The organism is Streptomyces sp. NPDC102270 (genome assembly GCF_044766405.1).
Taxonomy (GTDB): Bacteria; Actinomycetota; Actinomycetes; order Streptomycetales; family Streptomycetaceae; genus Streptomyces.
Map to the genome: position 1 here is coordinate 22,719 of NZ_JBIWLX010000039.1, position 14,595 is coordinate 37,313.

6 protein-coding genes, 1 tRNA gene and 1 rRNA gene are annotated in these 14,595 nt (G+C 68.8%); 1 reads left to right on the forward strand and 7 read right to left on the reverse strand.

Annotated elements, in window-relative coordinates; all coding sequences use genetic code 11:
- Positions 1 to 31 precede the first annotated feature (31 nt).
- From ACIRP7_RS43685 to ACIRP7_RS43700, 4 genes are all read right to left on the reverse strand, one after another.
- Complete coding sequence (locus tag ACIRP7_RS43685) at positions 32 to 868, reverse strand: helix-turn-helix domain-containing protein (protein WP_403672021.1); 837 nt, start codon at positions 866 to 868, stop codon at positions 32 to 34.
- A gap of 244 nt (positions 869 to 1,112) precedes the next feature.
- Positions 1,113 to 3,836, reverse strand: coding sequence for a DNA translocase FtsK (locus tag ACIRP7_RS43690; protein ID WP_403672024.1), 2,724 nt, complete (start codon positions 3,834 to 3,836; stop codon positions 1,113 to 1,115).
- A gap of 143 nt (positions 3,837 to 3,979) precedes the next feature.
- Positions 3,980 to 4,663 carry a two-component system response regulator gene (locus tag ACIRP7_RS43695; RefSeq protein WP_403672027.1) on the reverse strand — a complete coding sequence of 228 codons (684 nt, stop codon included), beginning with the start codon at positions 4,661 to 4,663 and terminating at the stop codon, positions 3,980 to 3,982.
- Between the two features lie 244 nt (positions 4,664 to 4,907).
- Entirely contained in the window at positions 4,908 to 10,379 is a 5,472-nt protein-coding gene (locus tag ACIRP7_RS43700) for a HAMP domain-containing protein (protein WP_403672030.1), read from the reverse strand.
- Positions 10,380 to 10,775: 396 nt separating this feature from the next.
- On the opposite strand from ACIRP7_RS43700, the gene ACIRP7_RS43705 reads away from it, so the two are divergent.
- On the forward strand, positions 10,776 to 13,529 hold the full coding sequence (locus ACIRP7_RS43705) for a SpoIIE family protein phosphatase (RefSeq protein WP_403672033.1): 2,754 nt from the start codon (positions 10,776 to 10,778) through the stop codon (positions 13,527 to 13,529).
- A gap of 46 nt (positions 13,530 to 13,575) precedes the next feature.
- Here ACIRP7_RS43705 and ACIRP7_RS43710 read toward each other — a convergent pair.
- The 3 genes from ACIRP7_RS43710 to rrf all read right to left on the reverse strand — a co-directional run.
- A tRNA-Thr gene (locus tag ACIRP7_RS43710) sits at positions 13,576 to 13,651 on the reverse strand.
- Positions 13,652 to 13,726: 75 nt separating this feature from the next.
- The gene (locus ACIRP7_RS43715) at positions 13,727 to 14,389 is read right to left on the reverse strand and encodes a DegT/DnrJ/EryC1/StrS family aminotransferase (protein WP_403672038.1); all 663 of its coding nucleotides are present in this window, start codon (positions 14,387 to 14,389) and stop codon (positions 13,727 to 13,729) included.
- Between the two features lie 114 nt (positions 14,390 to 14,503).
- Positions 14,504 to 14,595, reverse strand: a 5S ribosomal RNA gene (gene rrf / locus ACIRP7_RS43720); the annotation flags it as partial.

Below are 14,595 nucleotides of genomic sequence, written 5' to 3' on the forward strand. Positions count from 1 at the left end.
CCAACCCCTTCGACGAAAACCGAACAGATGTCTAGCCGACCTGCGGGTCGCCCTTCGTGTACGTCAGGCGCTCCACGGCTCCGGGCTGCCAGTTGTCGTCGATCTTCTTGCCGTTCACGTACAGCTGGATCGCCCCGGCGTCACCGAGGACGAGGTTGATCTTGTCGCTGTCCTGGAAGGTCTTGCTGTTGCCCTGGGTGAGCAGTCCGTCGAAGAGGGTCCGGCCGTTGTGGTCCTTGGCGAGGATCCAGCTCTTTCCGTCGGCGGCGCTGACCTGCACGGTCACCTTGTCCTGGGGCGCCGCCGCGATGGCGCTGTCCGACGGCGTGGGCTTCGGGCTCTCGGGGGTCTTGTCGGACTTGGGCGTCGGGGACTTGCTGGTGGCGGGCGTGGTGCCGTCGGCGACCTGCGTCGTCCCGCCGTCGTCGCCGCCCTTGAAGGCGGTGAACCCTACGAAGCCGACCACGGCGACGATCGCGGCGACCATGGCCGCGGTCCAGTTGGGCCCGCGGCGCTCGGGACGGATGCGCTCCGCCTCGAACAGCGGGGCGGCCGGGGTCGGCGCCGGACGCCCACCGCCGTGATCGGCGGCGTACTGGTCCAGCAGGGGGGCCGGATCCAGGTGGACGGCCTTCGCCAGGGTCCGGATGTGGCCCCGGGCGTACACATCGCCACCGCAGGGGGCGAAGTCGTCCGCCTCGATGGCATGCACGATGGCGATACGGACCCTGGTGGCGTTGCTGACGTCGTCGACGGTCAGCCCGGCCGCGATCCGCGCCTGTTTCAGGGCGTGGCCGATGGAGAGGCGGGCTTCCTGCCGGTCGTCTTCGAACGGACGCTCGTCTTCAGGGGAGTTGCCGATGGACACGGGGGCGCCTTTCGAGCGTATAGCCACCTGTGCTGGGGGTTCAGTCTAGGGGGGGTGCGAAAGAGTGGGGCAACCGGGCGGTGGGACTTTGTACGCCATCGGAATGGCCGAACACACCGATGGCGGGGCAGCAGCTTTTCGCTTCCCTCAACTTGACGTACGACGAAGGGAAACGGTTGCTCGATGATCCCTTACGGGTGAGTCACGATCGAACATCGGTGGCCGCACCCGCTCCGGGCTCTCATCAAGCCTCCCCGCGGATGACCGCGAGCACTCCGTCCAGTTCGTCAGCCTTCACAAGAACGTCACGCGCCTTGGATCCCTCGCTGGGCCCGACGATGCCCCGGGACTCCATGAGATCCATCAGCCGACCCGCCTTCGCGAACCCGACCCGCAGCTTGCGCTGGAGCATGGAGGTCGACCCGAACTGCGTGGAGACGACCAGCTCGGCCGCCTGGCACAGCAGGTCGAGGTCGTCGCCGATCTCCTCGTCGATCTCCTTCTTCTGCTTGGTGCCCACGACGACGTCGTCCCGGAAGACCGGCGCCATCTGGTCCTTGCAGTGCTGGACGATCGCCGCGACCTCGTCCTCGGTCACGAAGGCGCCCTGCATTCGGGTGGGCTTGTTGGCGCCCATCGGCAGGAACAGCCCGTCGCCCTTGCCGATCAGCTTCTCGGCGCCCGGCTGGTCGAGGATGACCCGGGAGTCGGCGAGCGAGGAGGTGGCGAAGGCGAGCCGCGAGGGCACGTTCGCCTTGATCAGACCGGTGACGACGTCCACCGACGGCCGCTGGGTGGCGAGCACCAGGTGGATGCCGGCCGCGCGCGCGAGCTGCGTGATCCGCACGATCGCGTCCTCGACGTCCCGCGGGGCGACCATCATCAGGTCGGCGAGCTCGTCGACGATCACCAGCAGGTACGGGTACGGCTGGAGCTCCCGCTCACTGCCCTCGGGCAGTTTGACCTTGCCGTTCCTGATGGCCTCGTTGAAGTCGTCGATGTGCCGGAAGCCGTACGCCGCCAGGTCGTCGTAGCGAAGATCCATCTCCCGTACGACCCACTGGAGCGCCTCGGCGGCCCGCTTCGGGTTGGTGATGATCGGCGTGATCAGGTGCGGGATGCCCTCATAGGCCGTCAGCTCCACGCGCTTGGGGTCGACGAGGACCATGCGCACGTCCTCGGGGGTCGCGCGGACCATGATGGAAGTGATCAAGCAGTTAATGCACGACGACTTACCGGAACCGGTGGCTCCGGCGACGAGCACGTGCGGCATCTTCGCGAGGTTGGCCATGACATAGCCGCCCTCGACGTCCTTGCCGAGCGCGACCAGCATGGGGTGCTCGTCCTCGGCGGCCGCCGCGAGTCGCAGCACGTCACCGAGGTTGACCATCTCCCGGTCGGTGTTGGGGATCTCGATGCCGACCGCGGACTTGCCGGGGATCGGGCTGATGATCCGCACGTCGGGGCTGGCGACGGCGTACGCGATGTTCTTGGCCAGCGCGGTGATCCGCTCGACCTTCACGGCGGGCCCGAGCTCGACCTCGTAGCGCGTGACCGTCGGCCCGCGCGTGAAGCCGGTGACGGCGGCGTCGACCTTGAACTCCGTGAAGACGTTCGTCAGCGAGGCCACTATGGCGTCGTTGGCCGCGCTGCGCGCCTTGCCGGGGCCACCGCGCTCCAGGAGGTCGAGGGAGGGCAGCGCGTAGGTGATGTCGCCGGACAGCTGAAGCTGCTCCGCGCGCGGGGGCAGTTCGCTCGGAGCCTCGGGAGCGGGCTTGGTGAGGTCGGCGACCTCGACCTTGAGCTTGTCCTGCTTCGGGCGCGTCTCCTGCTTGGGCCGCGCGGCCGGGACCGGAGTGGGTACGGGGGTGGTCTCCACCCGGTCGCCCACGCTCACACCGTGGGTGAGGTCGGCGACCAGCGGCGACGGCGGCAGGCCGTGCATGACGACGCCGTCCAGATCCGCCGCGGCGGCCGCGGCGATGTCCACGGCGTCCATCTGCCGGTCCATCGCGGGCTGCGGCACCGCCGACCGCCGGGGGCGCCCACGACGCTGTGTGAGGGCCTGCTGCTCCGCTCCGTCGGGGTCGTACGACTCGGGCGCGGGACCTCGCCTGCGCCCACGCGCGGGCAGTGCCTCGCGCCACTGTTCGTCGTAGCGCTCGTCGTCCTCTCCGAGTTCGTCCTCCACCGGGTCGGGCAGGATTCCGAGCCGCACACCGAGCTCCCGCAGCCGCCGTGGAATCGCGTTGACCGGGGTGGCCGTGACGACGAGCAGCCCGAAGACCGTCAGCAGCACGAGCAGCGGTACGGCGAGGACCTCGCCCATGGTGTACGTCAGCGGGGTGGCCGCTCCCCAGCCGATGAGGCCGCCGGCGTCCCTTATCGCCTGCATGCCGTCGCTGCGGGCCGGGGAGCCGCAGGCGATGTGGACCTGGCCGAGCACGCCGATGACGAGCGCCGACAGGCCGATCACGATCCGGCCGTTGGCCTCGGGCTTCTCGGGGTGCCGGATGAACCGTACGGCGATGACCGCGAGCAGTATCGGCACGAGCAGGTCGAGCCGGCCGAAGGCGCCGGTCACGATGATCTCGACGAGGTCGCCGACGGGACCGCGCAGGTTCGACCAGGTGCCGGCGGCCACGATCAGGCCGAGAGCGAGCAGCAGGAGTGCCACGCCGTCCTTCCGGTGCGCGGGGTCGAGGTTCTTCGCGCCCTGCCCTATCCCGCGGAACACCGCGCCCACGGCATGGGCCAGGCCGAGCCAGACGGCCCGGACGAGGCGGTAGACGCCTCCGGTCGGGCTGGGCGCCGGCCTCGGTGGCACCGCCTTCTTCACCGCGGCTTTCCTGGCGGGCGCCTTCTTCGCCGGTGCTTTCTTCGTGGGGGCCTTCCGCGCCGGACCCTTCGCGGGAGCGGCAGCCTTCTTGGCGGGCTGCTTCTTGGCTGCCGAGGGACGTGAGGCCATAGGTGTGAGATTACCGGTGGAGACGACCGCGGACACGTGTGCCCACTGCTTCACCCGTTCGTGTCGCGCCTGGAGAGCTGCCGAGCTGACGCGGGCTCACCCGCGGGAAGCGCGGGAACACTTGCGCCACGCGTCAGTTCCGATCAGTTCCGCGAGGGCACCGACGGCGAACTCCCGGTGCCCGGTTCCAACGCGTCCAGTGCCCGCCGCAACCCCGTGAGTTTGCGTTCGAGATGGGCCGCGGTGGCGACCGCGGCCGCGTCCGCCGACTCGTCGTCGAGTTGCTTGGAGAGTGCCTCGGCCTGCTCCTCGACCGCCGCGAGCCGCGCGGACAGCTCGGCGAGCAGACCCGCCGGCTCCTTCGCGTCCCCGACCGCCGCCTTGCCTCCGCCGCCCTCCAACTGGAGCCGCAGCAGCGCCGCCTGCTCCCGCAACTGGCAGTTCTTCATGTAGAGCTCGACGAACACCGAGACCTTCGCGCGCAGCACCCACGGGTCGAACGGCTTGGAGATGTAGTCCACGGCACCGGCCGCGTATCCCCGGAAGGTGTGGTGCGGCCCGTGGTTGATGGCGGTGAGGAAGATGATCGGGATGTCCCGGGTCCGCTCCCGCCGTTTGATGTGCGCCGCGGTCTCGAAACCGTCCATGCCCGGCATCTGGACGTCCAGCAGAATCACCGCGAAGTCGTCCGTGAGCAGCGCCTTGAGCGCTTCCTCCCCGGACGATGCCCGCACCAGTGTCTGATCGAGCGCGGAGAGGATGGCCTCCAGCGCCAGCAGATTCTCCGGCCGGTCATCGACCAGGAGGATCTTGGCCTTCTGCACCATGGCCCGCCCTCCTCGCCCCGGATGTGCACCGGGTGCCGCCCCTGGGGACGACTCCCTTTCGCCGCCCGTCCTTGTGCCGGTCATCGTAGCCGCACCCTGTCTGTCGCCACACCCTGTCACCGTGATGTCACTGTGCACGAAGCAGAAACGTAGTGAGAGACCAGAAGGTTCCCCGAATCCCGTACTTCTACACGGCGCCGGACACACTGAGTCAGCAACTCCGCGTGAACTTCGCTGATTCCCGTCACTCCCCCCGCATCCACTGCTGCATCACCGACAGCAGATGATCGGGGTCGACCGGCTTGGTCACGTAGTCGGAGGCGCCCGACTCGATCGCCTTCTCCCGGTCGCCCTTCATCGCCTTGGCGGTCAGCGCGATGATCGGGAGCCCGGCGAACTGCGGCATCCTGCGGATCGCGTTGGTCGTCGCGTAACCGTCCATCTCGGGCATCATGATGTCCATCAGGACGACCGCCACGTCCTCGTGCTGTTCCAGCACCTCGATGCCCTCACGGCCGTTCTCCGCGTAGAGCACCGACAGTCCGTGCTGTTCGAGGACGCTGGTCAGCGCGAAGACGTTGCGGATGTCGTCGTCGACGATCAGCACCTTCTCGCCGCCGAACCGGATACCCCGGCGCGGCTGCGGCGTGCTCTGGTGCTCCACCGCCGACCACTGGTCCGGCTGCCCGATCCGCTGTTCGAGGGCCGGTGCGGTCCTGCGACGGCGACGGAAGAGCGCCGCGGCACCGTTCTGTGCCTCCTGGTACGACCTCACCTCGGCCGGCGTCTCGACCTCGCCCCCGGACCGCCCGTTCTCCGACGCGGACGCCACCAGGTCGCCGGCCTCCAGGGCGGGCATGGAGTGCTGGTAGCCCTGCGGCGGGAGTTCGCTGGGGTGCAGCGGCAAATACAGCGTGAACGTCGATCCGCGTCCCGGCTCGCTCTGCGCGTGGATCTCTCCGCCGAGCAGTTGCGCGATCTCCCGCGAGATCGACAGCCCGAGTCCGGTGCCGCCGTACTTGCGACTGGTCGTACCGTCTGCCTGCTTGAACGCCTCGAAGATCACCCGCATCTTGCTGGCCGCGATACCGATACCGGTGTCGGTCACCGAGAACGCGATCAGGTCGGCGTCCGGGTCGCGGAGCGAACCGGCCTCCAGCAACTGCTCCCGGATCGCGACCGGCACCTCCCGCCCGGCGGGCCGGATGACCAGCTCGACGGCCCCGGAGTCGGTGAACTTCACTGCGTTGGACAGCAGGTTGCGCAGCACCTGGAGCAGCCGCTGCTCGTCGGTGTGCAGCGTGGCGGGCAGCTCGGGCGAGACCCGCACGGACAGGTCGAGGCCCTTCTCCGCGGTCAGCGGCCGGAAGGTGGCCTCCACGTAGTCCACGAGCTGCACGAGCGCGATACGTGTCGGCGAGACGTCCATCTTGCCCGCCTCGACCTTCGACAGGTCGAGGATGTCGTTGATGAGCTGGAGCAGGTCGGAGCCCGCGCCATGGATGGTCTCGGCGAACTCGACCTGCTTCGGGGTGAGGTTGGAGTCCGCGTTGTCGGCGAGCAGCTTGGCGAGGATCAGCAGCGAGTTCAGCGGCGTCCGCAGCTCGTGCGACATGTTGGCCAGGAACTCGCTCTTGTACCGCATGGACACGGCGAGCTGTTCGGCGCGCTCCTCCAGGACCTGCCGCGCCTCCTCGATCTCGGTGTTCTTGACCTCGATGTCGCGGTTCTGCTGGGCCAGCAGCTCGGCCTTCTCCTCCAGCTCGGCGTTGGACGCCTGGAGGGCTTTCTGCCGGTTCTCCAACTCGGCCGACCGCTCCCGCAGTTGCTCGGTCAGCTCCTGCGACTGCTTCAGCAGCACCTCGGTCTTGGTGTTGACGGAGATGGTGTTGACGCTGGTCGCGATCATCTCGGCGATCTGGTTGAGGAAGTCCTTCTGGATCTGTGTGAAGGGTGTGAAGGACGCGAGTTCGATGACGCCGAGCACCTTGCCCTCGAACAGCACCGGGAGGACGATCACCTGCGCGGGCGGCGCCTCTCCGAGACCGGAGGAGATCTTCAGATAGCCGCTGGGCGCGTTCTCCACCAGGATCGTGCGCTTCTCCTCCGCGGCCGTCCCGATGAGCGCCTCCCCCGGCCGGAACGACGTCGGCATGGAGCCCATCGAGTAGCCGTACGACCCGAGCATCCGCAGCTCGTACTGGTCCTCGGCCTCGGTGCTCATGTCCTTGCCGTCCAGGAGCGGCATCGCCACGAAGAACGCGCCGTGCTGCGCGGTCACCACCGGAGTCAGCTCGCTCATGATCAGCGAGGCCACGTCCTCCAGGTCCCGGCGGCCCTGCATGAGTGCCGAGATACGGGCCAGGTTGCCCTTGAGCCAGTCCTGCTCCTTGTTGGCGATCGTGGTGTCGCGCAGGTTGGCGATCATCTTGTTGATGTAGTCCTGGAGCTCCTGGATCTCGCCGGACGCGTCCACGTCGATCTTCAGGTTCAGGTCGCCCCGGGTCACCGCGGTGGCGACCCGCGCGATGGCCCGTACCTGGCGAGTAAGGTTTCCTGCCATTTCGTTCACGGACTCGGTCAGGTCGCGCCAGGTGCCGTCGACGTCACGCACGCGTGCCTGGCCGCCGAGCTGTCCTTCGGTACCCACCTCGCGGGCGACCCGGGTGACCTCCTCGGCGAAGGACGACAGTTGGTCGACCATCGTGTTGATGGTCGTCTTCAGCTCCAGGATCTCGCCGCGGGCGTCGATGTCGATCTTCTTGGTCAGGTCGCCCTTGGCGATGGCCGTGGTCACCATGGCGATGTTCCGGACCTGACCGGTCAGGTTGGACGCCATCTGGTTCACCGACTCGGTGAGGTCCTTCCAGGTGCCGGCCACACCGGGCACCCGCGCCTGGCCGCCGAGGATGCCGTCCGTGCCCACCTCGCGGGCCACCTTGGTGACCTGGTCGGCGAACGAGCTCAGCGTCTTGACCATGGTGTTGAAGGTGTCGGCGAGCTGCGCGACCTCACCGCGCGCCTCGATCGTGACCGTCCGCGTGAGGTCGCCGTTGGCGACCGCGTTCGCGACCTGGGAGATGTTGCGCACCTGCATGGTCAGGTTGTTGGCCATCAGGTTCACGTTGTCGCTGAGGTCCTTCCAGATGCCCGTGACACCCGGTACCCGCGCCTGACCGCCCAGCTGCCCCTCGGTGCCCACCTCACGGGCCACCCGGGTCACCTGCTCGGCGAAGGACGACAGCTGGTCGACCATCGTGTTGACAGTGGTGACGAGCTCGAGGATCTCGCCCTTCGCATCGACGGTGATCTTCTTCGAGAGATCGCCCTTGGCTACCGCGGTGGTGACCTCGGCGATGTTGCGCACCTGAATGGTCAGGTTGTTCGCCATGAAGTTCACGGACTGCGTGAGGTCCTTCCAGGTGCCGGAGACACCCTGCACCTCGGCCTGGCCGCCGAGGATGCCCTCGGTGCCCACCTCGCGGGCCACCCGCGTCACCTGGTCGGCGAAGCTGGAGAGCTGGTCCACCATCGTGTTGAGGGTGTTCTTCAGCTCCAGGATCTCGCCGCGCGCGTCCACGTCGATCTTCTGCGACAGGTCACCCCGGGCCACCGCGGTGGCCACCTGGGCGATGTTGCGCACCTGGGCAGTAAGGTTTCCTGCCATTCCGTTCACGGAGTCGGTCAGGTCACGCCACACACCGGCCACACCCGGCACCTGGGCCTGACCGCCGAGGCGGCCCTCGGTGCCCACGTCCCGGGCCACCCGGGTCACCTGGTCGGCGAAGGCGGAGAGCTGGTCGACCATCGTGTTGATGGTGTTCTTCAGCTCCAGGATCTCGCCGCGCGCGTCCACGTCGATCTTCTGCGACAGGTCACCCCGGGCCACCGCCGTCGTCACCTGGGCGATCTGCCGCACCTGCGAGGTGAGGTTGCCGCCCATGAAGTTGACGGAGTCGGTGAGCTCCTTCCAGGTCCCGGAGACCCCGGGCACGACGGCCTGACCGCCGAGGCGGCCCTCGGTGCCCACGTCCCGGGCCATCCGCGTCACCTGGTCGGCGAAGGCGGAGAGCTGGTCCACCATCGTGTTCACGGTGTTCTTCAGCTGGAGCATCTCGCCGGAGACGTCCACGGTGACCTTCTGCGACAGGTCACCGTTGGCCACCGCCGTCGTCACCTGCGCGATGTTCCTCACCTGTCCGGTGAGATTCCTGAACGCCGTGTTGACGGAGTCGGTGAGGTCCTTCCAGGTACCGGCCGCCCCGGGCACCTGCGCCTGACCGCCCAGCTCGCCCTCGACACCGATCTCGCGCGCCACGCGCGTGACCTCGGCACCGAACGCGGACAGCTGGTCCACCATCCCGTTGACGGTGTTCTTCAGCTCCAGCATCTCGCCGGCCACGTCGACGGTGACCTTCTGCGACAGGTCACCGTTGGCCACCGCCGTCGTCACGGCGGCGATGTCCCGAACCTGTGTGGTGAGGTTCCGGAAGACCGTGTTGACGGAGTCGGTGAGGTCCTTCCACGTCCCCGCCGCGCCCGGCACGTTCGCCTGTCCGCCGAGCTGTCCCTCGGCACCGACCTCGTTGGCCACGCGGGTGACCTCGTCCGCGAAGATCCGCAGCGTCTCGGTCATCTGGTTGATCGTGTCCGCGAGCTGTGCGACCTCGCCACGTGCGGAGACCGTCACCTTCTGCGACAGGTCGCCACTGGCCACCGCCGTCGTCACCTGGGCGATCCCGCGCACCTGGGCCGTCAGGTTGCCGGCCATGAGGTTCACCGAATCGGTGAGGTCCTTCCACACCCCGGCCACGCCCGGCACCTGCGCCTGGCCGCCGAGCTCGCCCTCGACACCCACCTCGCGCGCGACCCGGGTCACCTCGGACGAGAAGGACGAGAGCTGGTCCACCATCGTGTTGACGGTGTTCTTCAGCTCCAGCATCTCGCCGGCCACGTGAACCGTGACCTTCCGGGACAGATCACCCTTGGCCACCGCCGTGGTCACCAGCGCGATGTCCCGCACCTGGGCCGTCAGCCGGTACGCCATCGTGTTGACGGACTCGGTCAGGTCCTTCCAGGAGCCCGACATGCCACGCACGCGTGCCTGGCCGCCGAGCTTGCCCTCGGTACCGACCTCACTGGCCACCCGCGTGACCTCGTCGGTGAACGTCGAGAGCTGATCGACAAGGTTGTTTACAGTCCGCCCGACCTTCAGGAACTCCCCGCGCAGCGGATGCCCCGTCCCGTCCGGCGCCTGGGTCCTGAGCTCCATGCGGGGCGACAGATCGCCCTCCGCGACCGCGGACAGCACCCGGCCGACCTCGGAGACGGGCCGTACGAGGTCGTCCACGAGCGCGTTGGAGGCATCGATGGCGGACGCCCAGGAGCCCTCACAGGCGCCTGTTTCCAGCCGTTCCGTGAGCTTTCCCTCACGACCCACCATGCGCCGCACCCGCGACAGCTCACCCGTCAGGTGCAGGTTGCGGTCGGCCACCTCGTTGAAAACGGCCGCGATCTCCGACATCACGCCGTCGCCTGACACCGTGAGCCTCTTGCGGAAGTTCCCGTCACGCATCGAGACCAGCGCCGCCATCAGCCGGTCCAGGGCGGCAGTGTCCACCGCGGTGGTCCCGCTCCGCGGTGTGCGCCGGCCGCTCGGGGACTGTCCGTCTTTCGCGCGCGTTTTAGTGCCCCGCGTCGCTGCGCCAGACTCCACTGTGTCCCTCCCGCAGGGGTCGACCGTTACTGCTGTGCTCGGGTGATACCGCGCGGCACACCGGTTGCCGCCGCGCACTTCTGCTTACTACAGCGATATGTCAGCCAGGCATGCAAAGCCGCACCACGGGCTGCTGCCCGCCGTACGCGCAAGCCACTCGGCCTGCCCGAACCTTCTTCAGGAGCCTGCCCAGTGTTTCACCCCGGTTGAACCCGGCCATAACAGTTCGGCAGCTTCGCACATCGTCCGCACACCCTCCGGACGGAAACACTGCAGACCGGCATCCGCATGGCCGTCGAAGGTAAGTAACCTTGCATGCGGCTGTCCAGCCGAGCCGGTCCGTCCGGCCTGGGCGGTGGCACGAGCACGAGCGGGCATCGGAGGGCGGCCGCACACATGACCACCGGACTGATCCCGGGGGGACAGCCCCCGGACCCCCGGCCGACGGGCGGCCTGCCGCAACAGCGGCACGAGCCGGTCGGTCAGGCAGCCCTGCACGTCGACAACCGGTCGAGGAGTTCTGTGATCACCGCGCGCGCGGCCGCCAGCTTCGAGCCCGTCGGACGATCGGTAGCCACCGCCCGCTCCTTCGTCCGCGACACACTCCAGGGCTGGGGCTTCGCCGACATCGTGGACGACGCGGTGGTCCTCACCAGCGAACTCGTCACCAACGCCGTGGTGCACGCGGGCACCGCCGCCGATGTTCTGTGCCTGCGCAGTGACGACGGTGTACGGATCGAGGTGGCCGACCACTATCCGGAGCGCGAGATCCCGCTCCAGGGGCAGGCCGTCAACATGGGCAACCTCGACCGTGAGGGCGGCCGCGGTCTCCAGCTCTGCGCCGCGCTCGCCGCCCGCTGGGGCGTCGAGTACACGCCCACCCAGAAGCAGGTCTGGTTCCAACTCGTCCTCCCCGGACGCCCCGTCGGCACCCGCGCGGCCGGCCCGTCCCTGCCCGCGGACCTCCTCCCGCTGGCCGACGGCCGCGTCCGCGTGGCCGTCGTCCAGATCGACCGTACGTGCGCCATCACCTCGTGGAACGAGGACGCCGAGGAGCTCTTCGGCTATGCCGCCGAACAGGTCATCGGCAAGCCTCTGACCGACCTCGCGGCGTGGCCGCACACCCCCGGCACCGGCACCGGAATCGTCGAAGCACTCCAGCTCTCGCGCTGGGAGGGCAGCTACGGCATAAGGGCAGCCAACGGCCGCGTCACCTCGGTCTACGCCTCCCACCTGCGCGTCCGCGACACCGGCGGCGAGCCCTCCACCGTCTGCCTCCTGGTCCGCGACCACGAACGCGCCGTACTCCAGACGCCCTTGCGCGGCCCCGCCTCCGACACGACCACCTCCTCCGACGGCCAGAGCACCGACCCCTTCGAGGTGTTCATCGGCTCCCCGGCCCCGGACGACCTCGACGGGCTCCTCCAGCGCACGGTCGAACGTGCGCGCGACATGCTCGACGGCGACTCCGCCTTCCTGCTCCTCGCCACCGACGACGAGACGGAGCTGGAGGTCCGCGCCTCCACCGGTCTCCCCTCCGCCCGTCAGCGCTTCGCGCGCGTGCCCGTCGAGGCGGGCCCCGGCCGCTACAGCTCCGCCCGCATGCCGGCCGTCCACGACGACCTGTCGGCCGTACCGGGCGCCGTACCGCTCCTGAGCGGCACCGGCATGCGCTCGGTCGTCACGGTCCCGCTGAAGGTCGAGGGCCGCCTCACCGGCTCCCTGGGCGTGGCCGCGGAGTCACCGGGCAGATACTCGAACGAAGAGGCCCTGCGCCTCCAATTCGCCGCCGACCGCATCGCGTTGGCCGTCGAGTCGGCCCGCCTGGGCGAACTCGAACGCCTGCGCCGCGGCTCCCTGAGCTTCCTCGTCGAGGCATCCGACCTCCTCGCCGGCACCCTGGACCGCGACCAGACGCTGGCCCTCATGGCCCAGATGACCGTCCCCACCCTGGCCACCTGGTGCGCCGTCTACACGATCGCCGACCAGGCTTCGGATCCCTATCTGTCCTACGTCCTCCACGAGGACGAGGAACTCATCGACGGCATCAAGTCGTTGCTCTCGAAGGTCCAGCCCCCGGACCCGGTCCCCACCCCCGGCGCCCGGGTCTGGTCAGCGCCGGGCGAGGCTGCCCACCAGGCGGCCCTGCGCAGCTCCATGCGCAGCCTCGGCCTCAGCGGCGGCCCCACCCACCAGCTCGCCTCCGGAATCGGCCCCACGCTCGCCACGGCCTCCGCGGTGGGCGGCGAGACCGTCGTACTCCCCCTGGTCGCCCGCAACCGCGTCATCGGCATGCTGACCCTGGGCAAGCCCGCCGACGAACACTTCCGCCAGGAAATCCTTGAACTGGCCGAGGACCTGTCCCGCCGGGCCGCCCTCGCCCTGGACAACGCCCGCCTCTACTCCGAGCGCACAGCCATCAGCCAGGCCCTCCAGCGCAGCCTCCTGCCGCCCGAGCTCCCCGAGATCGACGGCGTCGAGGTCGAGGTCATCTATCGCGCGGCCGGCGAGGGCAACGAGGTCGGCGGTGACTTCTACGACGTCTTCCCCATCAGCGACGGCGCGTACGGCTTCGCCATCGGCGACGTCTGCGGCACGGGCCCGAACGCGGCGGCGGTGACGGGCCTCGCACGGCACGCCCTCCGTCTCCTGGCCAGGGAGGGCCTGAGCGGCCCGGCCGTCCTGGAGCGCCTGAACTCCGCGATCCTCGACGAGGGCGCCCGCAGCCGCTTCCTGACCCTCCTCTACGGCGAGCTGTGGCCACAGGCGGACGGCAGCGCCCGCCTGAAGGTCGTCTGCGCCGGCCACCCGCTCCCGCTCCGCCTGCGCCAGGACGGCACCGTGGAACCGGCCGCCGAACCCCAGCCGCTCCTCGGCGTCATGGAGGACCTGGAGCTCTACGAGGAGACGGTCACTCTGGACCCGGGCGACGTCCTTCTCTGCGTCACGGACGGTGTCACCGAACGCCGCGAAGGCACCCGCATGTTGGGCGACGACGGTCTCGCCGATGTCCTCACCACCTGCACGGGCCTGACGGCCGGCGCGGTCGCGGCCCGCATCATGCGCGCGGTCGAGCGCTTCGCCTCCGACGCCCCGTCCGACGACATGGCGATCCTGGCCATGCGCGTCCCGGGCCTGCAGCAGGATTGAGGGAGAACGCGAAAAGGCCCCGCCCGAATGGGCGGGGCCTTTTGACTGGAGCCCCCTAACGGAATCGAACCGTTGACCTTCTCCTTACCATGGAGACGCTCTGCCGACTGAGCTAAGGGGGCCTGTCGCCTTTTCGAGGTTTCCCTCGCTGCAACGGAATAGATCATACCCCGTACAGACCCGTGCTCCCAACTCGCTCAGGAAGCAGGCTGAAGCAGTCCGCCGAGCGCATTGCACGCGGTCACGACGCGCTGCATGTCCCGCTTGGTCAGCGAAGCTTCCACCGGCAGCGCAAGCGTCTCGTCGGCGGCTCGCTCCGTCTCCGGCAGCGACACACAACGCCGGAATTCGGGAAGCCGGTGCACAGGCGTCTTCACCGGCACGCGGCATGCAACTCCCTTGCTCCGCAGCGCCCGGGCGAACGCATCCCGGTCCGGCCGCCCGTTACCGGGAACCCGCACGACGTACTGCTGGTAGGTGTGCCCGTCCCCGCTATCAGGCGTGCGCACCCCGCGCAACCTCCCGTCGAGATAGCCGGCCCGTTCGCGACGCTGAGCGATCTCGTCGTACGGCGCCTCGGACTCACCCTCCTGCAGCACCAACAGCCCACGCCGCCGCCCGACCGCGAGGAGCCCTGCCATATCGGCCGGCCGCCCAAATCGGTGTACGACAACGACAGCCGCCGTACGCGGAGTTATGGCCGCTTCGACAGCGGACGCGTCAAGGCAGTAGCTGACCGGATGTATGTCCGCGAACGCCGGAAGCGCACCGGTGAGCGTCACCGCCTCGGCGACCTCCACGTTCCCGAAGGCCGGTACGACGACCTCGTCACCGGCTCCGACGCCGGCGGCCCTGAGCATTGCAGCAGTACCCATGCCGACGATGGTGGTTGCGGAACGTGAACTTCAAGTGACGCCCAACAAAAAAGGGTTGGACCCCGAACCGAAGTTCAGGATCCAACCCTTTGAATGATTGTTCGGCGGTGTCCTACTCTCCCACAGGGTCCCCCCTGCAGTACCATCGGCGCTGTAAGGCTTAGCTTCCGGGTTCGGAATGTAACCGGGCG